Source organism: Murdochiella vaginalis (genome assembly GCF_902381775.1).
In the GTDB taxonomy this organism is placed as follows: Bacteria; Bacillota; Clostridia; order Tissierellales; family Peptoniphilaceae; genus Murdochiella; species Murdochiella vaginalis.
This window is the reverse complement of record NZ_LR698969.1, coordinates 1,186,562-1,209,989: the sequence shown is the minus strand read 5'-3', so window position 1 is coordinate 1,209,989 and position 23,428 is coordinate 1,186,562. Positions and strand designations below refer to the sequence as shown.

Annotated in this window: 24 protein-coding genes and 1 pseudogene; 24 read left to right on the top strand and 1 reads right to left on the bottom strand. The window is 49.6% G+C overall.

The window, feature by feature from the left end; translation table 11 throughout:
* Positions 1-31 precede the first annotated feature (31 nt).
* Positions 32-1,561: a Mur ligase family protein gene (locus FXY30_RS05395; protein ID WP_071705656.1), complete on the top strand. Its 1,530-nt coding sequence runs from the start codon at positions 32-34 to the stop codon at positions 1,559-1,561.
* On the opposite strand, the gene FXY30_RS05390 is transcribed toward FXY30_RS05395, so the two are convergent.
* A complete protein-coding gene (locus FXY30_RS05390) occupies positions 1,509-2,663 on the bottom strand; it encodes a nucleotidyltransferase family protein (RefSeq protein ID WP_071705655.1) in 1,155 nt (384 codons plus the stop codon). The genes FXY30_RS05395 and FXY30_RS05390 overlap by 53 nt on opposite strands.
* A 276-nt stretch (positions 2,664-2,939) precedes the next feature.
* Between FXY30_RS05390 and rpmF the strand changes: the two genes are divergently transcribed.
* The 23 genes and pseudogenes from rpmF to FXY30_RS05275 all read left to right on the top strand — a co-directional run bounded on the left by rpmF (position 2,940) and on the right by FXY30_RS05275 (position 23,425).
* A complete protein-coding gene (rpmF, locus tag FXY30_RS05385; RefSeq protein ID WP_066923837.1) occupies positions 2,940-3,122 on the top strand; it encodes a 50S ribosomal protein L32 in 183 nt (60 codons plus the stop codon).
* A 108-nt stretch (positions 3,123-3,230) separates the two neighbouring features.
* A complete protein-coding gene (gene plsX / locus FXY30_RS05380; protein ID WP_071705654.1) occupies positions 3,231-4,250 on the top strand; it encodes a phosphate acyltransferase PlsX in 1,020 nt (339 codons plus the stop codon).
* On the top strand, positions 4,231-4,932 hold the full coding sequence (gene rnc / locus FXY30_RS05375) for a ribonuclease III (RefSeq protein ID WP_071705653.1): 702 nt from the start codon (positions 4,231-4,233) through the stop codon (positions 4,930-4,932). Before plsX ends, rnc begins: the two co-directional genes overlap by 20 nt.
* A 67-nt stretch (positions 4,933-4,999) precedes the next feature.
* Positions 5,000-8,551 carry a chromosome segregation protein SMC gene (gene smc / locus FXY30_RS05370; RefSeq protein ID WP_071705652.1) on the top strand — a complete coding sequence of 1,184 codons (3,552 nt, stop codon included), beginning with the start codon at positions 5,000-5,002 and terminating at the stop codon, positions 8,549-8,551.
* A 32-nt stretch (positions 8,552-8,583) separates the two neighbouring features.
* Entirely contained in the window at positions 8,584-9,501 is a 918-nt protein-coding gene (ftsY, locus tag FXY30_RS05365) for a signal recognition particle-docking protein FtsY (RefSeq protein ID WP_071705651.1), read from the top strand.
* 162 nt (positions 9,502-9,663) lie between these two features.
* On the top strand, positions 9,664-10,041 hold the full coding sequence (locus FXY30_RS05360) for a sigma factor-like helix-turn-helix DNA-binding protein (protein WP_071705650.1): 378 nt from the start codon (positions 9,664-9,666) through the stop codon (positions 10,039-10,041).
* A gap of 45 nt (positions 10,042-10,086) precedes the next feature.
* The gene (gene ffh / locus FXY30_RS05355) at positions 10,087-11,427 is read left to right on the top strand and encodes a signal recognition particle protein (RefSeq protein WP_071705649.1); all 1,341 of its coding nucleotides are present in this window, start codon (positions 10,087-10,089) and stop codon (positions 11,425-11,427) included.
* Between the two features lie 36 nt (positions 11,428-11,463).
* Positions 11,464-11,712, top strand: a pseudogene (rpsP, locus tag FXY30_RS07670) (30S ribosomal protein S16); the annotation flags it as partial.
* A 166-nt stretch (positions 11,713-11,878) separates the two neighbouring features.
* The gene (locus FXY30_RS05345; RefSeq protein WP_071705647.1) at positions 11,879-12,109 is read left to right on the top strand and encodes a KH domain-containing protein; all 231 of its coding nucleotides are present in this window, start codon (positions 11,879-11,881) and stop codon (positions 12,107-12,109) included.
* Entirely contained in the window at positions 12,106-12,606 is a 501-nt protein-coding gene (gene rimM, locus FXY30_RS05340) for a ribosome maturation factor RimM (protein ID WP_071705646.1), read from the top strand. Before FXY30_RS05345 ends, rimM begins: the two co-directional genes overlap by 4 nt.
* On the top strand, positions 12,603-13,319 hold the full coding sequence (gene trmD / locus FXY30_RS05335) for a tRNA (guanosine(37)-N1)-methyltransferase TrmD (RefSeq protein ID WP_071705645.1): 717 nt from the start codon (positions 12,603-12,605) through the stop codon (positions 13,317-13,319). Before rimM ends, trmD begins: the two co-directional genes overlap by 4 nt.
* Entirely contained in the window at positions 13,306-13,653 is a 348-nt protein-coding gene (gene rplS / locus FXY30_RS05330; protein WP_071705644.1) for a 50S ribosomal protein L19, read from the top strand. The genes trmD and rplS overlap by 14 nt, the downstream gene beginning before the upstream one ends.
* A 54-nt stretch (positions 13,654-13,707) precedes the next feature.
* Positions 13,708-14,577: a ribosome biogenesis GTPase YlqF gene (gene ylqF, locus FXY30_RS05325; RefSeq protein WP_071705643.1), complete on the top strand. Its 870-nt coding sequence runs from the start codon at positions 13,708-13,710 to the stop codon at positions 14,575-14,577.
* A 4-nt stretch (positions 14,578-14,581) separates the two neighbouring features.
* Positions 14,582-15,283, top strand: a complete 702-nt coding sequence (locus tag FXY30_RS05320; protein ID WP_071705642.1) for a ribonuclease HII — start codon at positions 14,582-14,584, stop codon at positions 15,281-15,283.
* Positions 15,210-15,704, top strand: coding sequence for a YraN family protein (locus tag FXY30_RS07575; RefSeq protein WP_331710539.1), 495 nt, complete (start codon positions 15,210-15,212; stop codon positions 15,702-15,704). The genes FXY30_RS05320 and FXY30_RS07575 overlap by 74 nt, the downstream gene beginning before the upstream one ends.
* Positions 15,692-16,780: a DNA-processing protein DprA gene (gene dprA, locus FXY30_RS05310; protein ID WP_071705640.1), complete on the top strand. Its 1,089-nt coding sequence runs from the start codon at positions 15,692-15,694 to the stop codon at positions 16,778-16,780. The genes FXY30_RS07575 and dprA overlap by 13 nt, the downstream gene beginning before the upstream one ends.
* 14 nt (positions 16,781-16,794) lie before the next feature.
* The gene (gene topA, locus FXY30_RS05305; RefSeq protein ID WP_071705639.1) at positions 16,795-18,852 is read left to right on the top strand and encodes a type I DNA topoisomerase; all 2,058 of its coding nucleotides are present in this window, start codon (positions 16,795-16,797) and stop codon (positions 18,850-18,852) included.
* Positions 18,853-19,015: 163 nt separating this feature from the next.
* Entirely contained in the window at positions 19,016-19,819 is an 804-nt protein-coding gene (gene rpsB, locus FXY30_RS05300; RefSeq protein ID WP_071705638.1) for a 30S ribosomal protein S2, read from the top strand.
* Between the two features lie 11 nt (positions 19,820-19,830).
* Positions 19,831-20,499, top strand: a complete 669-nt coding sequence (gene tsf / locus FXY30_RS05295) for a translation elongation factor Ts (RefSeq protein WP_071705637.1) — start codon at positions 19,831-19,833, stop codon at positions 20,497-20,499.
* Positions 20,500-20,609: 110 nt separating this feature from the next.
* Positions 20,610-21,317 carry a UMP kinase gene (gene pyrH, locus FXY30_RS05290; RefSeq protein WP_071705636.1) on the top strand — a complete coding sequence of 236 codons (708 nt, stop codon included), beginning with the start codon at positions 20,610-20,612 and terminating at the stop codon, positions 21,315-21,317.
* Positions 21,318-21,333: 16 nt separating this feature from the next.
* Positions 21,334-21,885 (top strand): ribosome recycling factor, encoded by a 552-nt coding sequence (frr, locus tag FXY30_RS05285; RefSeq protein ID WP_071705635.1) that lies wholly within the window; start codon positions 21,334-21,336, stop codon positions 21,883-21,885.
* Between the two features lie 62 nt (positions 21,886-21,947).
* On the top strand, positions 21,948-22,637 hold the full coding sequence (uppS, locus tag FXY30_RS05280; protein ID WP_071705634.1) for a polyprenyl diphosphate synthase: 690 nt from the start codon (positions 21,948-21,950) through the stop codon (positions 22,635-22,637).
* Positions 22,637-23,425, top strand: a complete 789-nt coding sequence (locus FXY30_RS05275) for a phosphatidate cytidylyltransferase (RefSeq protein ID WP_071705633.1) — start codon at positions 22,637-22,639, stop codon at positions 23,423-23,425. The genes uppS and FXY30_RS05275 overlap by 1 nt, the downstream gene beginning before the upstream one ends.
* The last annotated feature ends 3 nt before the right edge of the window (positions 23,426-23,428 follow it).

Below are 23,428 nucleotides of genomic sequence, written 5' to 3'. Positions count from 1 at the left end.
TCTGTTTTGACGTTTCGTTTTAGGAGGAACTATGACGGTTACCTTATTTTCATTACAGCAGGCCATGGGCGAGCATGTGCTTGAAGGTGCCCAAAAAGATCGACCGATTCAAGCAATTGCTTACGATTCCAAGAAGGTGACGGCAGGAACGCTCTTTTTTTGCAAGGGAAAAAATTTTAAAAAGGCATATTTGGAAGAAGCGCTGCATCGCGGAGCAGTCGCCTATGTGTCCGAGCAAGCGTATCAAGTGGACGCCGACTGCATTCTGGTGGATAATATGCGTCATGTTCTTGCTCCCTGTGCGCGTCTCTTTTATGGCAACCCACAGGATGCCCTCCGTCTTTTCGCCATTACGGGGACAAAGGGAAAGACCTCTACCGCTTGGTATTTGCGCACAATTTTAAATGCGCACTATGTGAAACGAAACCTTCCACCTGTCGGCTTTATGTCCTCCATTTCCATGTTTGACGGCACAGACGAACAGTCAAGTGTATTGACCACACCGGAGCCCTTTGAATTGTATGCGCTTCTGGCACGCTGCGTTGCGAACGGTCTGCATGACGTCGTTATGGAGGTGTCCTCGCAAGCCTTAAAGTATGAGCGTACGGCCGGCCTGCATTTTGCGCTTGCTGCGTTTCTCAATATTTCACCGGATCACGTATCGCCCATCGAGCATCCCAGCTTTACCGATTATTTTCAGTCCAAGCTTTCCTTGTTTTCACAGGCGGACGAGGCTCTGATCAACCTAGAAAGCGACCATCTTGCCGAAATCGAAAGCGCGGCGTCTTCATGTAGAAAAATTTACCATGTGGGCGTTCACGACCAAAGCAATGCCGATATGACAGCGACACTCTTACCTTCCGAAGAAGGAATCGCTTTTTCGCTCCAGGCAAAGGACGAAACCGTCACGTTGCATCTGCCGGAAATCGGACCATACGCTATGCAGAACGCCTTAGTGGCGGCAGCTATGGCTGGAACTGTGGGGGTAGATCTTTCAGAAGTTCCCTCCGCCTTAGATGGAATGCATGTGCCGGGAAGAATGGACGTACTTCGCTCTATGGACGGGCGCATTACGGTTATTGTTGACCTGGCTCATAACGGAGTCAGTTTTGAAGCCATTTTTTCTGCGGTGAAAAAGCAATATCCTAAGCACGAAGTGATCGCCGTGTTCGGGTCTGCCGGGGGAAAGGGACTTAATCGCCGTAAAGACCTGGGACGAATTGCGGACCGCTATGCCGATCGAATTCTGCTCACCATGGAGGATCCGAATTTTGAACCATTGCCGGCGATTTATCACGATATTCAGGAGGCGATTGTCCACACGCCGGTGGAGACGGTAGATGACCGCAGGGAGGCCATTGCACGAGCGATGACGTATGCTACCGAACAGGTACGGAAAGGCAAAAAATGTGTGTTGCTACTTCTCGGCAAGGGCAACGAGCCCAAAATGCGCATAGATGGCGTGGCATATCCCTTTGAAGGCGATCTTTCGATCGTTCGACCGCTTCTTAATGCGTATGATAAAACGTCTGCAAAAGATCCAAATTTTCCAGCCCTTTAAGCCATTCATATAGGCGCTGGGCCTTCTGATCGATCAAAAACAGGGGAGAAAACGTCCGCTCTTTTGCAGCGGGCGTTTTTTGATATACCGGAAGGCGGACCTCTCGAAGAAGCTTCGCGCCGGATGTATTGAACGCCAACGGACGAACGTAGTCGATGTGCACAAGTGAGAATTTCTCGATGCCCAATAAAGTGGTCAAAACCAGACGGCGATAGCGTGCCTTGGATTGCCTCTTGTTGGAAGCGAATGAGAAGGCTTCTTCCATCGTTGCGGCATTCTGCAGGGCCTTGAGGAACCGACGATCCATGCCTTCCTCATACTGAGGAGAACGCGAAAGAGGAAGCTTGTCCAGAAGAAGCAGCGCACGGCAAAGCGGAAGAAGAGGCTCGAGAGATTCGCCGAGACGACAACGAACGAGGTTTTCTTTTTCTTCGAGACCGCTGAAACGGTTATCGTTTTGCAAAATCGAAAGCAGACGCTCGGGCGAGGTGTCACCATTCATTTTCTCCATCGCCTCTTGCAAATCATGGCGTAAAGCAGTGGCGGACGGCGATTTTTCGGCATCAAGTGCCGGCCGCGAAAGACGAAGCGTCCGCCAGGAAAGATGCAAATCGCGCATGGCTTTTTCATATTGAACCGCCAAGATCTGATTGGGAAGGGAAAGTCCGCCGGAAGCAATCTCCACCGCACGACGATAGGCTGATCCGCTTTGTAGAAGTCGGCGAATTTCCTGTTGCACCGCATCGCTTTGCAGAGGACGAATAGAAGCATTCGCTTGTTCCTCGACACCGAACGCAAGAGCGCTGACAGCTGGAATACCAGAAAGCGCTTCTACACCGCCGCGCGCAAATAGATCTGCATTTTGCAGCACATATGCCTGCGGAATCTCAATCACGAGGTCCACGCCGTGGCGAAGAAGAAATTGCGCACGAGACCATTTGTCTACGAAGCCCGGCGTCCCTCGTTGCATAAAGGCGCCCGACATTGCAGCGACAATGGTGCTATATTGTTTTTTTGCCTGTTGAATGAGGCGGACATGACCGGCATGAAGCGGATTAGCCTCGCAGATGATGCCACAGGCGTTGTAGGGGGAAGTGCGCATGCTTTTCTCCTTTTGGAAAGGTGTTTGTTCCCTGCTTGGTAATGCTTATTAGGATGAACTTGTCTACTATTATACCGAAGACAGCTATACCGAAGACAGCCCTTTTCCGCGTTTCTTCTGACATGTAGAAAAAACAAGGAGTGAATTGGAAATCTTGATGTCACAAAATGTGCAGTCAAGCTCGGCTCCTTCGGGAAAAATGTTGACAAGCCTCTGTGGCCCGTTTATAATTCATGTGTTCATCATAAATTATTTTAGGAAGAAGGAGGTGTTCCTATGGCCGTACCAAAGAGAAAAACGTCAAAGCAAAGAAGAGACAAAAGAAGAGCTTCTTCCTATCGTTTAACGACTTATGCGACGGTAAAGTGCCCGAATTGCGGCGAAGCAAAATTACCGCATCACATTTGTCCGCACTGCGGATACTACGACGGCAAAGAAGTCATTCAAATCGGTGAATAACCGAAGGTGCGGGAAGTATTCCGCACCTTTTTTTGTTTTTTCTTTCTCACAAAGGATATGATAGCGGAATCTGTCCAAGAGGAAACCACAAGGGCAAGGGAGGTGTGGATGACAAAATTGATTATTGATGCGCTCGGCTCGGATGCCGGCCCCAAAATGGTCGCTTCGGCCATTCGATCGGCGTTGAGCCATCGTGCCTTTTCCTGCGTAGTTGTCGGCCCTTCCTCCGTTCTCTCGCCGACATTAAAGGATCTTCGACAGGTGGAAATTGTGGATACCGATGTATCCATTACCAATGACGAATCGCCCGTTTTTGCGATACGGCGAAAAAAACAATCGAGCCTTGTACTTGCTTTTTCCCGTCTGAATGCCGATGGGGATGTGTTACTTTCGGCCGGCAGTACCGGCGCTCTTTTGGCCGGTGGCTATTTTCTGACGAAACGGATTACGGGCATGGAACGCATGTGTCTGGTGCCGACCATTCCGCATGTGAACGGCGGCATTTTGCTGGCCGACGCAGGGGCCACCATGGATACGACGCCTGCGATGCTTTTGCAGTTTGCACAGATCAGCGCTGCCTATGCCGAAAGAGCGCTTGGCAAGAGCCAAGTGAAAGTCGGACTGCTTAATGTCGGGCAGGAAGCGGAAAAGGGTGATAAACGTGCGGTCGAAACGCATCGTCTCCTTGAGGAGAGCGATTTGCGGTTCGTAGGCAATGTGGAAGCGCGAGATATTCTTTTTGCGGATTGTGACGTGCTGGTGGCAGACGGCTTTGCAGGCAACATCGCCTTAAAATCGATGGAGGGAACGGCAAAATTTGCTCTGCAGACACTGAAAAATGTGCTTTATTCCAATGCCAAAACCAAGCTTGGCGGGCTTCTGATAAAAAAGAATTTGAAACAGGCATTCGGTGCTTTGGACTATCGCGCACATGGTGGGGCGCCGCTGCTTGGGGCGCGGAAAGCAATTTATAAGGCTCATGGCAATTCCACCGCAGAGACGTTTGCCCTGGCCATTGCAGAGGCTCTCGATTTCGCCGAAAGCGGCGTAATTGAGACCATAGCGCATCGCTTTGCCGAAAGCGGCAATGCCGATAAGGAGGAAAGTCATGTCCAAATCGAATCTTGATCATTTTCAAGAGCGGCTTGGCTATCGCTTTCAACATCCGGATTTGTTGCAGCAGGCGATGATCCATCGTTCGGTTCTGAACGAACGACCGAACGAAGCAGCGGAGAGCAATGAGCGTTTAGAATTTCTGGGGGATGCGGTGTTGGAGTTGATCACCACCGACCACTTTTTTCGGCGCTACCCGAAGGATCCGGAAGGCGAACTTTCGCGCAAACGTGCTTTAGCGGTTTGTGAGGCGTCTTTTGCCGAGATTGGTCGCGAGATAGGAATCGATTCCCTTCTACAGTTAGGACATGGCGAAGAAATGCAAGGCGGAAGAGAGAAGCCTTCCTTACTGGCGGATGCATTTGAAGCCCTTTGCGGCGCAATTTATTTAGACGGGGGCATGAACTTTTTATCCTCCTGGTTTGTGCAAAAATTGGAGGACATGCACGGAAAGCTGGAAGCATCGAGCATCGATACCGATGCGAAATCAGCCCTCCATCGTTATGTATTACGTCACGGCCTTTCCCAGGACTATGTGGTTCTGGAGGAAAGCGGTCCATCCCATCAACGAACCTTTCGTGTGGCAGTGGAGATCAACGGGAAGCGCATTGCGGAAGGATCCGGCAAAAGCAAGAAGCGTGCTGAGGCGCAAGCGGCTCATGCGGCGCTCATGCTTTTAAACAAGAATATGCATTAAGCGGAGAGACATTTTCCGTTCCCCACGATGGGGAAGAGACAGAGCAAAAGAAAATGAGGTTGGCGCAGTGCGACTGAAAAGCTTGGAGCTATACGGATTTAAATCCTTTGCCGAAAAAACCACATTACAATTTCATGATGATTTCGTCGCTGTTGTCGGCCCAAATGGATCCGGAAAATCCAATTTGTCAGATGCGGTACGATGGGTGTTGGGGGAACAGTCCGCCAAAGCACTTCGAGGCAGTCGAATGGAAGACGTCATTTTCAATGGCACGGAAAAGAAAGCGCCTATGAACCTGGCGCAAGTTGTCCTGGTATTCGAGAATACGGATGGCGAGATTCCTCTGCCGTATGACGAGGTCAGTATTGCCCGAAAAGTGTATCGAAATGGGGAGGGACAATATTTTATTAACTCCCAACAGGTGCGCCGAAAAGATATTCATGAGTTGTTTTTAAATACGGGCGTAGGAAAAGAAGGCTATTCCATTATTGGACAGGGACGCATCGACGAAATTCTCAGCACACGAAGCGAGGACCGTCGCAGTGTCTTTGAGGAAGCGGCCGGTATTGCCGGTTATAAATATAAAAAAACGGAATCGGAACAACGCTTGGAGCGCACAGAACGGCAACTGGAAGCCGTGCAGCAGGATATTCATATTAAAGAGCAGGAAGCACGCCTCATGAAACGTCAAGCGGAGAATGCCAAGACGGGCAGACGGTTGATGCAGGCATTGGATCAGCATGAGCTTTCTCTATTAAAAACACAGCTGGATGCGGCAGAGGAGCGAATTTCTCAGGTGGATGCCGATCTCGCGCTGCATTCCGAAAATCTGCAGGGGCTGCAACAGAAACAGGAAGCTCTTGAACAGGAATTGCAGCCTTATGAATCGTTTTTAAAGGCATGGGAAGAAAAACGCAGTGTGTTACTGGAACAAAAACAAAGACGAGAACGGGATATGCAGCAGGAAGAAACCCGTCGTAGTGTCGCGCAGGAAAAAATCCAGTTTTATCGTCAGGATCTAACGCGCTTGGAAGCCGAGGAAGAGGCGGCAAAGAATCATGCACAAGCGGTAAAAGAAAAAATTCAGGAAGAAGAAAAAGAAGAAAAGCGCCTCACAGAGGCTTTACGACAAGTGAAAGAGGCTATTGCCGGCCTCTCAAAAGACGATGAGAACGTCGATACGGATCTCGCTAAGCAGCGCATGCATGCCGAAGAGCAAGTGCATCGCTTGCAGGAATCGCTTTCGGTATTGCGTTATCGTCGGGAAGAAGCGGAAAAAGCCAGAGAAGAATTGCATAAAAAACAGAGCGAGCAGGCGGCACGTACAGAAGAACTGAATGCAGCAGTAGCCTCCTTGCTGGAAGAAAAGAAGCAACAGGAAGCGCTCTTAGAGAAATATGTACAGGTACAATCCCAGACACGTACTGCGCTTGCTGCATGTGAAGAAGATGTGCGCCGTCTGTTGGATGAGGCGGATCAGCTGGCCGAAACGAAACGTACGGATGAAGCGGAACGAGCGAGCCTCGTCTCCCAGGAAAAAATGCTTCGTGCGCTCATGCAGCAGTATGAAGGTTATCAGCGTTCCGTGCAGAATTTGTTGAAGCTTGCCGATCGGGAATCCAATGTGAAGGCACGTCTCATAGGACCGTTGGCAGATCTCGTGCAGGTGGAAAAAGGCTATGAAACCGCGGTGGAAGTGGCTCTGGGCGGTGCTTTGCAAAATGTGGTCGTGGAAAGCGAACAGGATGCCAAAGCACTCATTTCTCTGCTCAAAGAACGAAAACTGGGACGCGTCACGTTTCTTCCGCTGGATCGCATTGAAGGCTTCGATCCGGTGATATCCAACGCCAAAGAAGCGCTATGTAATGGAACACAGGCGGTTCAATATGATGCGCGTCTAAAGGGGATTGTTTCCCACTTTTTAGGACGCACCACTTTTGTCAAAACGATTGATGACGCCATACGTGTTTCGCACCGCGAAAAAGCACGAAACCGCGTCGTTTCCCTCGAGGGGGATGTGGTGAACACCTGGGGGTCCATGGTCGGTGGTATTGTGCATCATCTCAATGCCGCGTCGCTGATTAACCGCGATAAAGAACTGAGCGATTTACAAATGCGTCTTGCCGAGAAAGAAAAGCGTCTTCAGGAGTTGGAGGACACCTGGAAAAAGACACAGACGCAGAGGGAAAAGGCACTGGAAAAGCGCGAAGAGCTTCTTCATTTTTTGCAACAGCAACAGGAAGAAGAGCGCACACAGCGCGAAGCATTGGAAGCCTTGCGCATGACGCTTTCCGACAAACAACGCGAGCAACAGGCAGCGAATCATTTGCTTTCGGAAACACTCGCCACGTTACCGGAAGAAATCGCCGAAGAGGAAAGATCCTTAAAGGAGCAGCATGAAAAAGCTCTCGTGCAATGGAAAGCGTTGCAGGATCGCGAAGAAGAGCAGCGAAAGGCGATGCAAGGTAAAGAGAAAGAGCAGGCGGTGCTGGGCAATCAACGTGATTTTTTCACGCGGGATCTTGCGGCATTGCAGGCGCAGTTGACCGAGAATCGAGAAAAGGCCGAAGCTCTTGCACAGGAACATATCTTGCGAGAAGAACAAAAAAAAGAAGCGCGACGGATCCTGGAAAGCAGCCAAAAGCTGATCGATGAGGGGGAGGCGCAAAAGAAGCGTGATCAGGAAGCGAATGCTTCCGATCAGCAGCAATGGGACCAGCTGGAAGCGGAATACAAGAGAAGACAGGAGCAGGCGGAAAAGCGCATGCAATTGCGCCAGACGACGGCCGAACAAGTACAGGAAGAGAAGAATCAACTTTTCCGTTTACAAATAGAAAAAGAGCAAAAAGAAACGCAGCGTAAGCAATGGCTTGAAGACTATCGCGTTCAATATGACATCAGTGAAGAAATGGTGGCACAGCGCCTACAAAACCTTGTGCCCGTGGATACCTCTCGCCAACAGATTCGTGAAATTCGGGAAAAACTCTCTAAAATTGGATATTTCAATGTGGAAACCATTGAACAATATCAGGAAATGCAGGAACAGCTGGATTTTCTCAAACAGCAGATGGCGGATCTTTCCACGTCACGAAAAGATATTCGAGAACTCATTCGGGAATTGGATGAGACTATGGAGACCATGTTTACCGAAAGCTTTCGTCGCATGAATGAAGAGTATAATCGCATTTTTCAGCGGCTCTTTCATGGCGGACAGGCGCATCTGCGTTTAGAGGGCGATGATGTGCTTACCTGCGGAGTGGAAATTCAAGCACAGCCGCCGGGAAAGAAATTGCAAAGCTTAAATTTGCTTTCCGGTGGCGAGCGTTCCATGACGGCGTTGGCACTTCTCTTTGCCATTTTCTCCATTCATCCGACCCCGTTTTGCATACTGGATGAAATCGATGCATCGTTGGATGAGGCAAACATCGGGCGCTATGTGGAATACTTGCAGAGCATTTGTCATGATACGCAGTTTATCGTGATCACGCATCGCAAGTCGACGATGCAGCTGGCACAAACCCTGTATGGGGTTACGATGCAGGATGGACTTTCCCGAATCGTATCCTTGCGTTTTACAGATTTTGAAGATGAAGCCGAGGTGCGAAAGGCGGGTAAATAGCGGATGCTCCTTACGGATGAAGAGGAGGAAACATGGGACTTTTTGACTTTTTAAAACAGGGGCTGCAGAAGACAAGAGAGAGCCTTGGCGGGGCGTTGGACAATTTGTTTAACGGACGCGCGACAATTGATGATGATCTCTTTGAGGAAATAGAAGAAGCACTGGTTTCTGCCGATATGGGCTTTGATACCGCAATGGATGTCATTGATACGCTTCGCGAGGTGGTGGCGGAAGAACGAATCCGCGAGCCGCAACAAGTGCGCCTTCGACTCGTGGAAATTTTGAAGGAAAAGCTGTTAGCTTCCAATTTGCATACGGCTCTGCAGGAACAAGCTGGTCGTCCGATGGTGATTCTGGTCATTGGCGTAAATGGCGTCGGAAAGACGACAACCATCGGTAAGCTGGCTGCCTATCTCAAAGGACAGGGAAAATCCGTGTTGCTTGCTGCGGCCGATACGTTTCGCGCGGCGGCCATTGATCAGCTGGAAGAATGGTCTCGGCGGGCGGATGTAGCCATAGTGCGAAGAGAAGAAGGCGCTGACCCAGCATCCGTCGTGTATGACGGCATTCATGCGGCGAAGGCGCGTGGGACGGATGTGCTCATCTGTGATACAGCAGGACGTTTGCATAATAAGAAGAATCTGATGCAGGAATTGGAAAAAATCTATCGTATTCTTTCCCGCGAATACGAGCAGGCAACCCTGGAAACGTTGCTCGTTCTTGACGCTACAACAGGGCAAAATGCGATTCAGCAGGCGCGTGCTTTCAACGAAGTAACGGACATTACCGGTTTGGTGCTTACAAAATTGGATGGCACGGCCAAAGGTGGCGTCGTTTTTCCCTTGCAACTCGAGGTCAAGGTGCCGGTAAAATTTATCGGCGTCGGCGAACAGATGGAAGACCTTCGCCCCTTCGATGCAGAAGCCTTTGTGGATGCCATTTTTTCCTGAGCCCAACGCAAAAAGGACAATCGGCGCTTTTTTCTATCAAAGTAATCAGCTGAAAAAAGAAACGGAAATTTTTTCTGTCAAACAAAAAAGCTTGACAGGCACATTGAATATGCGTAGAATAGCACTGTTCCGGTGGAACGGTGCTATTTTAGTGAGGATGTCATGGAAGAAACGGTACAGATTGGTCTGCTGTATGAAGTCTACGGCTTCATGCTGACCGAAACGCAGCGTGCGCTGTGCGAAGCCTATTATTATGATGATCTTTCCCTTTCGGAAATTGCCGAATGGCGAAAAATTTCAAAACAGGCAGTATCCATACAGCTTTCACGGGCGGTGGAAAAGATGACTCTTTTTGAATCGCATCTTGGCCTCTTAGAGACCGAACAATGCGCGAAAGAGACGCTGCCCATTTTAGCACACGCCGTGGAGTCTTTACCGGAAGAGAAAGCTCTTCCCGCCCGTCGGGCGCTCCAGCGCCTGTCGGCCTCGCTCTCGCGTACACGCGATGCAAAGGACGCCCACCCAACGCATACTTCATAGCGGAAGAGATAAAAAAAACAATTCTTTCGCAGAGAGGAGGAGACCATGTTTGACAATTTAGCCGAACGCCTCCAAGCGACGTTTTCTCGCTTGACGAGAAAAGGGAAGCTGGGTCAAAAAGACGTGGATCAGGCGATGCGCGAAATTCGTCTGGCGCTTCTGGAAGCCGATGTCAACTACAAAGTCGTGAAAGAGTTTGTGGCACAGGTTAAAGAGCGTGCCGTAGGCGAAAACGTAATGAAATCTTTGACGCCCGGACAGATGGTGATCAAGATTGTTCGTGAAGAGCTGGTCACCTTGATGTCCGATGACGATATGGCTTTACGCAGCGCGCCAAAAGCGCCGACCGTCATCATGATGTGCGGTCTCCAGGGCTCGGGAAAAACGACCCACGCAGCGAAGCTGGCCAACTGGTATCAGAAGAAACAGCGCAGGCCCATGCTTGTCGCTTGCGATGTCTACCGTCCTGCAGCTATTAAACAGCTGCAGGTGGTGGGAGAACAGGTGAAAACGCCGGTGTTTTCCTTAGGAGTGGACGCCGATCCGGTGGACATTGCAAAACGTGCCTATGACGAAGCGGTGCGAACAGGGCATGATCCACTGATCATAGATACCGCCGGACGTTTACAAATTGACGATGAGCTCATGCGGGAATTGCAACGCATCAAAGAGACGGTACCCGTTACCGAAACCCTGCTCGTCGTTGACGCCATGACCGGTCAGGAGGCCGTGAATGTCGCCAAGACTTTCAACGAAGCCGTGGACATTACCGGTGTGGTGCTTTCCAAATTGGACGGTGACGCGCGCGGAGGCGCAGCGCTTTCGGTACGCGCGGTAACCCATAAGCCGATTAAACTGATCGGCACGGGAGAAAAACTTGACCAGATTGAGGAGTTTCATCCCGATCGCCTGGTCAGCCGTATTCTTGGCATGGGCGATGTGCTCACGCTCATCGAAAAAGCCGAATCGGCGCTGGACCGGGAAAAAGCCAAAGAGCTGGAAGAGAAAATGCGTTCTCAGAAATACGACCTGAACGATTTTCGCGAACAGCTCCGACAGATGCAGAACATGGGGCCGCTTGAGGATCTGCTCAAGCTCATCCCGGGCATGAATGCCAAACAGATGGCCGGCGTGAACATTGATGACAAGCAGATCAAACGTCTGGAAGCGATACTTTCCTCTATGACCGATGAGGAACGTCGCAAGCCGGACATCATTTCGAATTCCCGCCGTGCTCGCATCGCGAAAGGATCGGGCAATGACCCGGTCATGGTGAACCGCCTTCTTAAACAATTTAAGGATTCCAAGAAGCTGATGAAGAAAATGGAACAGTTTAAGAAGGGTAAAAAACGCTTCAATTCCCTATTCAAAAATCCGTTTCAGTAATAGCGAGTTGAATATTAAACACTTGAGGAGGAAAGAATGGCAGTTAAAATCAGAATGAAACGTTTGGGCGCGAAAAAAGCACCGTTTTACCGCATTGTTGTGGCGGATTCCCGTCGCGCACGGAATGGTCGCTTTATCGAAGAGATTGGTTTCTACAATCCCATTTCCGAACCGCGCATGTTCCGGGTGGATGCCGACAAGGTAAAAAACTGGATCGCGAATGGCGCACAACCTTCCGACACCATTAAACGCCTGTTCCGCGAATATGGCGTCATGGAAGCAGAGGGCGTCGTCGCTTCGGGACTTTCTACGGAGCGCAAGCCCAAGGCAAAAGTCGTTGATTTTGTCGACACCAAGAAGGAAACAGCGGAAGAAAAGCAAGAAGCGGTGAGCGAACCGGCTTCCGAAAAGGAAGAAGTGAAGGCCGAAGACGAAACTACCGAGGCCTAAGATGAAAGAATTGCTATTTACTATGGCAAAAGGGCTGGTGGATCATCCGGAAGAGCTTACGATTCGTGAGGAGGCCAATGACGGCGTGGTTACGCTATCGTTGCATGTCCATCCCGATGACATGGGCAAGGTGATCGGTAAGCAAGGACGCATCGCAAATTCCATGCGTCAGGTGCTGAAGGCCTGCGCCATTAAAGAAAACGTCAAAGTCAATTTGGATATTGATTCATGAAGAGCGGCCTGATCGTCGTGGCCGAAGTACTACGCATACGGGGCTTATCCGGAGAAATCAAGGTTCGGATGGCAGATGATCGAGCCGATCGGTTTCCGCAGGGAAGTACGCTTACAAGCGAATCCGGAAGAACACTGACCGTTACGCGCTATCGTGCGCAAGGACAATTCGGTTATCTGCAGTTTGCGGAAATTTCCTCACCGGAAGAAGCACAAAAGCTGGTCGGAGAATCTCTTCTCATTTCGGAAGAAAGCCTTCCCAAACCGAAAAAGGATCACTATTACGTCAAGGATCTTCTCGGTATGCAGGTATTTCGTGAGGACGAATCGCTTCTGGGGATTTTGGAGGAAGTGATAGAGTATCCGGCACAAGATCTTTACCGGATTCGAACGAAGGAAGGCAAGGACATTCTTCTTCCTGCCGTAAAATCGTTCATCCGTAAGGTGGATGTGGAGCATCATTACATGCGTGTTGCGCTGATTGAGGGAATGGAATGAAGATCGACATTTTGACACTTTTTCCGGAGCTGTTCGACCTTCTTCGTGCGTACGGGGTCATTGGCCGCGCTTTGGAAAACGGAATCCTCACCTTACAGACGCATCAAATTCGCGACTATGCCAAAGATCGGCATAAAAGCGTGGATGATACGGTATTTGGCGGAGCCGCAGGCATGCTGATGAAACCGGATGTGCTCTATGATGCTTTGGAGGCAGTGCGAACGCCGAATGCGCACGTGGTGTTTTTAAGTCCGCAGGGAAGCGTTCTGAATCAAGCTAAGGCGCGGGAGCTTGCGCAGCACGATCATCTCGTTTTACTCTGCGGCCACTATGAAGGCATTGATGCCCGCATTACGAACTATTACGTGGACGAAGAAATTTCCATCGGGGATTACGTCTTAACCGGAGGAGAGCTTCCGGCAATGGTGCTGGTGGATACGGTGGTGCGTTGGGTGGATGATGTGCTGGGGAATCCTGAGAGCGCCGCAAGCGACTCCCATGCCAATCTGCTGCTTCAATATGATGAATATACCAAACCGCGAAACTTTCGCGGATACGAAGTACCCGACGTGCTTTTGAGCGGAAATCATCAGGCAATTGCCGCCTGGCGAGACCAAAATGCGTTGGAAAATACGAAACGAAAACGACCGGATCTTTATGAACGTTATCTTCGACAATCCGGGGATGAAGGAGGAATCAATGGATTACATTAAACAACTGGAACAGGCACAAGCAAAGACCGATTTGCCGGCATTTCGCGTCGGCGATACGGTACGCGTACACTATCGCATCAAAGAAGGCAGCCGCGAGCGTATTCAGGTCTTCGAAGGAACGGTTATTCAGCGTGAAGGCGGAAGCACCAATGAGACCTTTACGGTTCGCCGCTTGAGCTATGGTGTTGGCGTAGAGCGTGTATTCTTGGTGCATTCTCCGCGCGTGGAAAAAATCGAAGTCACCCGCCAAGGTAAGGTGCGCCGTGCGAAACTCAATTATCTGCGCGCGCGCGTAGGTAAGGCGGCTAAGGTCAAAGAAAAGACCAACTATTAATCTTCACCGGCTCGCTGACCGCTTCGGTTCAGCGAGCTTTTTTTCGGAGGAACTATGAGCATCAATTGGTATCCCGGGCATATGAAGAAAGCCACCGATGAAATTCGGCAAAAGCTATCTCTGGTGGATTTATGCTGTGAGATTCGCGATGCCCGCATTCCGTCATCCAGTGCGAATGAAGCGTTGCGCCTGCTTACAGCAAAAAAGAAGCACATCATACTGCTCAATAAAAAGGATATGGCCGATGCCAAAGAGACGGAAAAATGGATTCAAGCACTGCAACAAAAAGGACAGACGGCCCTTGCTATAAACGCTGTGCATGAGCGTCCGGCGAAAGCGTTATATGATTTGGCGGCGACTCTGCTTGCGGAAGAACAGAGCAAAAGAAAAGAACAATCGCGCATCAATCGGGAAATTCGTTTGCTGGTCTATGGCATTCCTAATTCCGGGAAATCCACATTTATTAACGCGATGAGCGGAAAGCGTTCCGCAGCGGTGGGGGATCGTCCGGGCTTTACGAAACAGCAGCAATGGATTAAAACCGATGCCGATTTGTTATTGCTGGATACCCCCGGTATTCTGCCAAAAAAATTGACGGAGAGGCAATCTTTATTTCTTGCCTGTACCGGCGCCATTCGGGACGATATTCTTCCCTTGCAAGATATCGGTTATTGGCTTCTTGAGCTACTTCTTACTCTTGCGCCGAAAGCGGTTACTGATCGCTACTCCTTAGCGGAAAACGAAGGAGAGCGGGAAACGCTTGGCGTGATGGAGTCGATCGCTCGTTATACCGGCTCGCTTTTGCGTGGTGGAGAAATCGACTATACGCGAACGGCTGCCATTCTTTTAGATGATTTTCGCAAGCTTCGCTTTGGAAGAATCACGTTGGAATCGGCGCCCATTGCTCAAAAAGACGAGGAATAACACCATGAGAGATACCTGGACGGAAGAGCAACTATCTGCGCTACAGGTGCGTATTAATGAAACACCACTGGTATGCGGAATCGATGAAGTGGGACGCGGACCTCTAGCGGGACCGGTGGTGGCCTGTGCTATAATCATGCCGCACGGGGAAAAGATTCAGGGCGTTCGAGATTCCAAAAAGCTTTCCGAAAAAAAGAGAGAGCAGCTTTATGACACGATTTTGGATCAATGCCTCGCTTGGGGAATCGGACAATGCGATGAACGAATGATTGATGCCATCAACATTCGTCAAGCAACCCTTGTAGCGATGCGTGAGGCGCTTCTTTCGCTTAAAACGAAAAAAGGAGAAATCCTGGTGCCGGATCTGGTCCTTGTCGACGCGGAACATATTGAGACCGATTTGGAGCAGATCAGTGTGGTGCACGGAGATGACCGTATTTATGCCATCAGCTGTGCTTCTATTGTGGCCAAAGTGCGTCGTGACCGCATGATGCGTGCCTATGATGCCCGCTATCCTGAATACGGTTTTGCAGCCCATAAGGGATACGGTACCAAAGCACATTATGCCGCCATTCGTGAACACGGCATTTTGCCCATTCATCGCCGCAGTTTTCTACACGGAAAGGATCGGTATGAAAAACTCGTCGATGCCTCTATGTCGTCCCCAACCCCAAACAAGCCAGACAGAACGGAAAAAAACGGATAAAACACAAGCGCCGCATTCTCTTTCTTCTGCGCAGAGCAGAAAGAAAGAATCCGCATACCGCAGTGGCCAAAGGGCAGAAGATGCGGTGGCGCGTTTATATGCGTCACAGGGATACACGATACTACAGCGCAATTTCCGCAGTCGTCACGGAGAAATTGACCTGATCGCTGCAAAAAAGAACAAACTACACTTTATTGAGGTGAAAGCGCGTAGCGACGATCGTTATGTTTCCCCGCAAGAGGCTGTGTCCGCTTGGAAAAGGCGTCGAATTCGTCTGACAGCCTGGTATTATCTGTTTCGTCATCCGCATCTGCCTTACAACTATTTTCTATTCGATATTGCCGAAGTATACCTTCGTCGAGGAAAAATTCATCTTTTACAAAATGCCTTTTCGGAGGAGACTGCATCATGGACGGAGTAGCTGCCATGGAAGCCCTGCAAAATCGGTTGAAGCCGATTCATCGCTCGCAACTGCTCTATATGAGTCTATGCGGCTTTTCCTCTTCCCAAATCAGCGCACTTCTTGCGGGAAAAGAAACGCTACGTCGCGAGAGCGGAATGGTGCATCGAAAGGAATTTTTTTCGCTGCAACCGGAAGGAACGCCGCAAATAAAACGTTGGAGGGAATTTGAGGCAAAGGGGTATTGGGCGCTTACCTTATTTGATGATGACTATCCCGACAAGCTGCGTGAAATCGAACCGGTGCCGTATGTCCTTTATGGACGTGGGCAACGTTCAGTGCTGACAGGGTTTAGCATAGCGGTGATCGGAAGCCGAAAGCCCAGTGCATACGGAATCTCCTGTACGAATTTTTTTGCTGAAGGACTTGCCAGAGCAGGCGCTGTCATCATTTCCGGTTTGGCATATGGCATCGATAGTCTTGCCCATCAAGCAGCATTGCGTGCCTCATGTCCCACGATTGCCGTTCTCGGAAACGGCATCAATGACATTTATCCTGCTTCCCATCGTGCAATTGCGGACAAAATTGTTCAAGAAGGGTGTTTGCTTTCCGAGTATCCGCCCGGTGTAAAAGCATTGCCACACCATTTTATTCAACGCAATCGTCTGATTTCCGGACTCTCGGATGGTGTTTTAGTGATTGAGGCCAATCGCCGTTCCGGAACCATGATCACCGTCAACTGTGCCTCGGAACAGGGGAAAAATGTATTTTGTGTTCCCGGAAATATTCAACAGAAGCTTAGTGAAGGCACCAATGAACAGATTCGTCGCGGGGCAACGCTGGTGACCAATATTGAGGAGGTGCTCAATGCGTATGAATGGAAACCGCTTCCGGTAAAAGAAGCGAAAAAGGCGAAAGAAGCATTGACAGCAATGGAAGGGGCTATATATGATATGCTTCGATTGGCGCCTTGCGGAGCGGATGAGCTTTCGCATGTCGTTCCGCTTACAATCTCCGATCTTTGGATGTGCTTGACATCGTTGGAAATGAAAGGGAAGATTCAGCGCCGCAGTGATGGAAAATTTGCAATACAGTAGTGGGAAGGGTTGAGATGACTAAGAATTTAATCATCGTCGAATCGCCAACCAAAACGAAGACGATTTCTAAAATACTCGGTAAAAATTATAAAGTGCTGGCCTCTAAAGGGCATCTTCGCGATCTGCCGAAAAGCCAATTCGGCGTCGATATTGAAAATCAATTTGAGCCGAAATATATCAATGTACGCGGCAAGGCTTCTACGATTAATGAGTTAAAACGGGAAAGCAAAAAGGCGGAAAACATCTACCTTGCCACCGACCCGGATCGAGAGGGAGAAGCTATTTCCTGGCATTTAGCGCAATTATTGGGGCTAGATCCGGCCAAAGCGAATCGGGTGAGTTTTCATGAAATCACGCCCCAGGGTGTAAAAGAAGGAATGGCGCATCCGCGAACCATTGACATGGATCTTGTGGATTCACAGCAGGCGCGCCGTATCATGGACCGCATTGTTGGTTATCAGATTTCGCCCATTCTCTGGAAGAAAGTACAGGGTGGACTATCTGCCGGTCGTGTTCAATCGGTGGCGCTCAAGCTTATCGTGGATCGGGAACGGGAGATTTCGTCGTTTGTGCCGAAGGAATACTGGAGCATTCATGCGCATCATCATGAAGAGAAAATCTCCTTTTCTTCCGAATTGGTGGGGCATCTTCAATCCGGGAAGGTACACAAAATTTCCTTGCCGGATGAAGCGGCGGCGCTTTCCCTTGTTTCGTCTCTTGAATCCCCTTTTACGGTAACCAAGATTGCCAAACGCAAGCGCAATAAGAAGCCCTATGCACCTTTTACCACCTCGACACTGCAGCAGGAGGCGAATCGACGTCTCGGTTTTTCGACGTCAAAGACCATGATGCTCGCGCAGCAACTCTATGAAGGCATTTCTCTGCATGGGAAGGGACAGGTCGGGTTGATCACCTATATGCGTACCGATTCGACCCGTTTGGCAGATAGCTTTTTGAAGCAGGCATGTGCGTATATCATCAAGACCTATGGCGAGAAATATGCCACGAAGGGCATAGCGTATGGAGGAAATCGCAAAGCGCAGGATGCGCATGAAGGCATTCGTCCCACCTCGGTCGACCTTGCTCCGCAGGTCATACGCGATGATCTTTCCAATGATCAGTTTCGTCTCTATGATCTCATCTGGCGTCGTGCGCTTGCTTCACAAATGGCGTACGCGCGGTTTCTTTCGACAACGGTGGACTTGACTTCCGGAGAGTATCTCTTCCGCGTGAATGGGGTGGAACCGCAATTTAATGGGTTTCAGGCTGTATGGCCGGTCAATACGAAGGAAGTGCAGCTACCGGAGCTGCGAGAAGGGCAATTCGTCGAGGCGAAGAGTATCGAAAAGCAGCAGCACTTTACCCAGCCTCCTGCACGCTATACCGAGGCTTCTTTAGTGCAGACGCTGGAAAAGAATGGTATCGGTCGTCCGAGCACGTATTCCGCTATCATTAAATCCATTCTTTCTCGCGGCTATGTGTCCATCGAAAAAAAGCAGTTTGTCCCGACCGTGTTGGGCGAAAAAGTGCATGCATTTTTGGAAGCCAACTTCAAAGAAATTATCAACGAAGGCTTTACCTCGAATATGGAGGAACGCTTGGATGATATTGCGGGTGGCAACGTCGATTGGCGTGCGCTGATGAGCGAGTTCTACGCGGTTTTTTCCAAGGATTTGCAAAAAGCCAAAGAAGACGATACGGGTTATAAATTACCGGTGGAAGAAACCGGGGAGGCCTGTCCGCAATGCGGCGGAAAGCTGATCGTTAAACATGGGCGTAATGGGGATTTCATCGGCTGCGAAAATTTTCCACGCTGCACCTATACCAAGAGTATTGTGAAAACAACGGGAGTCACATGTCCGCAGTGCGGGAAAGGGGAGCTGGTGGAAAAAATCTCCAAGCGTGGAAAAGTGTTTTATAGTTGCAATCAATATCCCGCCTGCGACTTTGCTACGTGGGATCCGCCAACAGGTGAAAAATGCCCGCTTTGTGGCGATCTGCTTCTGCATCGAAAAAATCGCCATGAGGATCGGATTTATTGCCATAACGAAAAATGCCCCAATCACGGATAATGCAAAGAAACGTGATTTTTTAGCGCTTTAGCATTGCGAAGAAGGCGCCGGTATTGTATACTTGATCGGAATGTCACACGCAGATTGAATATCCTTGCGCAGTGTGCCAATTTTTGGTCGTGCAGGATTTGAGGTCGGCGGAGGAAAAACACAGGAGGAAAGTATGTCAGTAGTAAGTATGAAAAGCTTGTTGGAAGCGGGTGTTCATTTCGGCCATCAAACGCGCCGTTGGAACCCGAAAATGAAGCCGTATATTTTTACGGAGCGCAATGGAATTCACATTATTGACTTGTCCAAGACGGTGGGTCTCATCGAAGATGCCTACAATAAGGTGCGCGAAGTCGCTGCCGATGGGGGAAAAATCCTTTTTGTCGGTACGAAGAAACAAGCGCAGGACACCATTGAAGAGCAGGCCAAACGTGCCAATATGTATTATGTAAACCAGCGCTGGCTGGGCGGCATGCTCACCAACTATCAAACGATTAAAAAGAGCATCGAGCGTCTGGAAAAGCTCAATGCTATGGCGGAAGACGGTACCTTTGATCTTTTACCGAAAAAGGAAGTGGCGGAGCTGCAGCATGAGGCGGAGCGCCTCGATCGCTTCCTCGGTGGCATTAAAGATATGAATGGCCTGCCGGATCTGATGTACGTTGTGGATCCTAAAAAGGAAGCCATCGCCATCAACGAAGCGAAAAAACTGCACATCCCTGTCGTAGCAATTTTGGATACCAATGCGGATCCGGATGAAGTGGATTATCCCATTCCCGGCAACGACGATGCGATTCGTTCGGTCAAGCTGATCACCTCTGTGATGGCGGAGGCCGTTATCGAGGGTCGCCAGGGCGAACAAATGGAAGACGACAGCGAACAGAGCGAGACAACGGTACCGGAAGAGTCGACGGAAGAATCCGAAGACAGTAAAAACGAGCCGGAAGCTGTTGAAGAGCAAGCCGCAGACGAGGAATAAAGGGGGATACAATGGAAATTAAAGCAGCACAAGTTAAAGAATTGCGCGACTTAACCGGCGTGGGCATGATGGAAGCCAAGAAGGCTTTGCAAGAAGCGCAGGGCGATAAAGAAAAAGCCATCACCATCCTTCGTGAAAAGGGAGAAGCCAAGTCGCTGAAAAAGAGCAATCGCATCGCTGCGGAAGGTACGATCGGCTCCTATGTGCATCAGGGCCGCATCGGCGTGCTGGCTGAGGTCAACACGGAAACAGATTTTGCCGCCAAGAATGCGGATTTCCAGGAATTCGTCAAATACATCTGCATGCAAGTGGCTTCTATGAATCCGAAGTATGTTCGCCGCGAAGAGGTGCCTGAGGAAGAAGTAGCGCAGGAGCGCGAAATTCTGGTACAGCAGGCGATGAATGAAAGCCCCGCGAATATGCCGGAAGACAAGAAAAAGTTTGTAGCTGAGAAAAAAGTCGAAGGCCGCATGAACAAATTCTTTGAAGAGATTTGCCTCATGGATATGAAGCATATTCTTCATACGGATAAAACGGTGGAACAGGTTCGTCAGGAGTTGGTCAGCAAGATCGGCGAGAATATTGTTGTACGTCGTTTCGTTCGTTATGAAGTCGGTGAAGGTCTGGAAAAGAGACAGGATAATTTCGCAGAAGAAGTCGCGAAACAAGCTGGTATGTAATAAAAACAGGAAAGAGCGAAGAGAGCTTTCTCTTCGCTCTTTTTTTATGCGCAGGAGTATTTGAAAAACGTTCTCATCCCATGTAGAATTGATACCAGACGGAGGTGACTATGCTGAATTACAAGAGGATCGTATTAAAGCTGAGCGGCGAGGCCCTCGCCGGAGAAGCTCACAATGGCCTCGACGATGCCACAGTCGATCGAATCTGCGCCGCCATTAAGGGCGTGCACGACATGGGCTTTGAAATCGCAATTGTTGTCGGGGGCGGAAATTTCTGGCGCGGCCGCAGTTCCGGATCCATTGAGCGTGCACAGTCTGACCATATGGGCATGCTAGGCACAGTAATCAACGCATTGCGGGTGCAGGCTTCCCTTGAAGCCATCGGCGTCGAAACGCGGGTGCAGACCGCGATTCAGATGCAGGAGGTCGCAGAGCCGTATATTCGTCGACGTGCGATGCGCCATATTGAGAAAGGTCGCATCGTCATCTTTGCTGCGGGCACCGGCCTTCCGTACTTTTCCACCGATACTACAGCAGCGCTTCGTGCTTGTGAAATCGATGCAGACTGCATTTTGATCGGGAAAAAAGGGACGGATGGTGTCTACGATAAAGATCCCAATCGCTTTCAGGATGCGGTAAAATTCGACCACCTCACGTACGATGAGGTTCTACAACGACGACTGGCGGTTATGGATTCTACGGCAACTTCCTTGGCCATGGAAAATAATATGCCCATTATTGTTTTTGGAATCGACGAGCCGGAAAATATGGTGCGTGTGGCCAAGGGCGAATCGATCGGAACGATTATTACCGGGTGAGAGTAAGGAGAAGAGCATGTATCAGCAGAGCGAATACAAAAAAGATATGGAAAAAGCGGTCCTCGCGTTTCGCGAGGATTTATCCAAGATTCGTGCCGGTCGCGCGAATCCACGAATTTTAGATGACATTACCTTTGAATACTTTGGAACACCCACTCCTATTGCACATGCAGCGACGATTACGGTTCCGGAAGCACGAATGATTACGATTCAACCCTGGGATGCAAAAAATATCCCGCTGATCGAAAAGGCCATCCTGGCGTCAGATATCGGCATAACTCCGAGTAATGATGGAAAACTGATTCGCCTTCCATTTCCGCCGCTGACAGAGGAACGGCGTAAAGACTTGGTCAAAGACATGAACAAACGCCTCGAATTGGCGCGCGTTTCGGTGCGAAATATTCGTCGTGAAGGGATGGAGGCCATCGCGAAAGCTGAGAAAGAAAAAGAGTTTTCAGAAGATGAACGCCATACGGAAGAGCAGGATCTGCAGAAGCTGACGGATCAGTTCATAAAAGAACTGGATGGCATCGGCAAGGAAAAAGAAAAGGAATTGATGGAAATCTAATTTTCATCGACGGTTACCGCCTCTTCTATGGCGGCTAAATCGCCAAAGAAAAGGGGAGAGGCATGGCTGAAACGCCGAAACATGTTGCGATCATTTTGGACGGCAATGGACGATGGGCAACCGCTCGCGGCTTGGAGCGCAATGCGGGACACGAGGCGGGTGCTCAAAACATGGTAACGATCGCGCGATATGCACAGGAGATTGGTATAGAGGTATTGAGCCTCTATGTCTTCTCGACTGAAAACTGGAAGCGTTCGGAGCAGGAGGTTACCGGCCTCATGCGGCTTTTAGTGCGCTTTTTTCAGATGTATATTGACGAGTTTATGCAGCGTCACGTTCGTCTTCGCATTATGGGCGATATCGGTCGTCTGCCTTTTGCCACGCGACAGAGCGTACAAATGGCTTTAAAACGCACGGAAAAGAATGACGGCGTCATCGTAAACATTGGTCTAAACTATGGCGGACGTGATGAAATTGTGCGCGCTGTACGTCGAGCGCTCGACGAAGGAATTTCTGCGGAAGAGTTCGATGTAGAAACCATAAACAGTCATTTGGATACGGCATCTCTTCCGCCCGTCGATCTTCTTATTCGTACAGGGGGAGAGAAACGCTTGTCGAATTTTATGCTTTGGCAGTTGGCCTATACGGAATTTTACTTTACGGATACGCTCTGGCCCGACTTTCATCCGGCGGATCTGGAGGAGGCGATTCGTTGGTTTAATACGCGCAACCGACGATTCGGAGGTGTTTGATGAAAAGCTTTAGAGAACGATTCTTGGTTGGCGCATTGCTTTTGTTGATTACACTGGGCGTCATCCTGTCACGATCGAAGGTCTTACTGCTCTTTTTCATGCTTTTGCTGAGCTCGTTGGAAATTTATGAGCTTTTTGCCTGTTTAGATCCTGATAACAAGGGCCGAAATCGCATCATCACCCTTGTTGGCAATGCATTTTTTCAAATTTTCGCATATTTGCGTCTCCCGGAGCTATTGGTTGCGGGATCGGTCGCTTTTTTCATGTTCCTTTTTGTGTTGTCCGTTGTTCATCCTTATCGCGAATTTGAGGACTTGTTTTTGACGCTGTTTGTTGTCATCTACATCTCTTTTTTCAGCGCCTTTGCGTTGCTCTTTCCTGCGAAAATGCCAAACAGCCTGCTCTTGGTCATTTGCGTTTCGTGGGGAACGGATACGATGGCATATCTGAGTGGCTATTTCTTTGGTAAAACGCCATTGACCGCCATCAGTCCCAAAAAAACAAGAGAAGGGGCCGTTGGAGGGCTGCTTGGTGCATTAGCCTTGGCGCTGCTGTTTCGCCCCTTGTTTTTTTCGGCTCTCACGGTGCAGCAGCTGGTTTTTATCACTGCGGTCGGATCCGTCTGTTCGCAACTGGGCGACTTATTCGCTTCAAGATTGAAGCGTAAAATGAATATCAAAGATTTTGGAACGTTGCTCAAAGCACATGGCGGCATCATGGATCGTTTTGATTCTGTTCAGTTTGCATTACCTGCTGTTTGGCTGATGATGCGCTTTGTGATGAAATAGTCA

Coding starts and splice junctions, on each gene's coding strand:
- FXY30_RS05395 (WP_071705656.1), top strand. CDS start 32: ATGACGGTTACCTTATTTTCATTACAGCAGGCCATGGGCGAGCATGTG.
- FXY30_RS05390 (WP_071705655.1), bottom strand. CDS start 2,663: ATGCGCACTTCCCCCTACAACGCCTGTGGCATCATCTGCGAGGCTAAT.
- rpmF (WP_066923837.1), top strand. CDS start 2,940: ATGGCCGTACCAAAGAGAAAAACGTCAAAGCAAAGAAGAGACAAAAGA.
- plsX (WP_071705654.1), top strand. CDS start 3,231: ATGACAAAATTGATTATTGATGCGCTCGGCTCGGATGCCGGCCCCAAA.
- rnc (WP_071705653.1), top strand. CDS start 4,231: ATGTCCAAATCGAATCTTGATCATTTTCAAGAGCGGCTTGGCTATCGC.
- ftsY (WP_071705651.1), top strand. CDS start 8,584: ATGGGACTTTTTGACTTTTTAAAACAGGGGCTGCAGAAGACAAGAGAG.
- FXY30_RS05360 (WP_071705650.1), top strand. CDS start 9,664: ATGGAAGAAACGGTACAGATTGGTCTGCTGTATGAAGTCTACGGCTTC.
- ffh (WP_071705649.1), top strand. CDS start 10,087: ATGTTTGACAATTTAGCCGAACGCCTCCAAGCGACGTTTTCTCGCTTG.
- FXY30_RS05345 (WP_071705647.1), top strand. CDS start 11,879: ATGAAAGAATTGCTATTTACTATGGCAAAAGGGCTGGTGGATCATCCG.
- rimM (WP_071705646.1), top strand. CDS start 12,106: ATGAAGAGCGGCCTGATCGTCGTGGCCGAAGTACTACGCATACGGGGC.
- trmD (WP_071705645.1), top strand. CDS start 12,603: ATGAAGATCGACATTTTGACACTTTTTCCGGAGCTGTTCGACCTTCTT.
- rplS (WP_071705644.1), top strand. CDS start 13,306: ATGGATTACATTAAACAACTGGAACAGGCACAAGCAAAGACCGATTTG.
- ylqF (WP_071705643.1), top strand. CDS start 13,708: ATGAGCATCAATTGGTATCCCGGGCATATGAAGAAAGCCACCGATGAA.
- FXY30_RS05320 (WP_071705642.1), top strand. CDS start 14,582: ATGAGAGATACCTGGACGGAAGAGCAACTATCTGCGCTACAGGTGCGT.
- FXY30_RS07575 (WP_331710539.1), top strand. CDS start 15,210: ATGAAAAACTCGTCGATGCCTCTATGTCGTCCCCAACCCCAAACAAGC.
- dprA (WP_071705640.1), top strand. CDS start 15,692: ATGGACGGAGTAGCTGCCATGGAAGCCCTGCAAAATCGGTTGAAGCCG.
- topA (WP_071705639.1), top strand. CDS start 16,795: ATGACTAAGAATTTAATCATCGTCGAATCGCCAACCAAAACGAAGACG.
- rpsB (WP_071705638.1), top strand. CDS start 19,016: ATGTCAGTAGTAAGTATGAAAAGCTTGTTGGAAGCGGGTGTTCATTTC.
- tsf (WP_071705637.1), top strand. CDS start 19,831: ATGGAAATTAAAGCAGCACAAGTTAAAGAATTGCGCGACTTAACCGGC.
- pyrH (WP_071705636.1), top strand. CDS start 20,610: ATGCTGAATTACAAGAGGATCGTATTAAAGCTGAGCGGCGAGGCCCTC.
- frr (WP_071705635.1), top strand. CDS start 21,334: ATGTATCAGCAGAGCGAATACAAAAAAGATATGGAAAAAGCGGTCCTC.
- uppS (WP_071705634.1), top strand. CDS start 21,948: ATGGCTGAAACGCCGAAACATGTTGCGATCATTTTGGACGGCAATGGA.
- FXY30_RS05275 (WP_071705633.1), top strand. CDS start 22,637: ATGAAAAGCTTTAGAGAACGATTCTTGGTTGGCGCATTGCTTTTGTTG.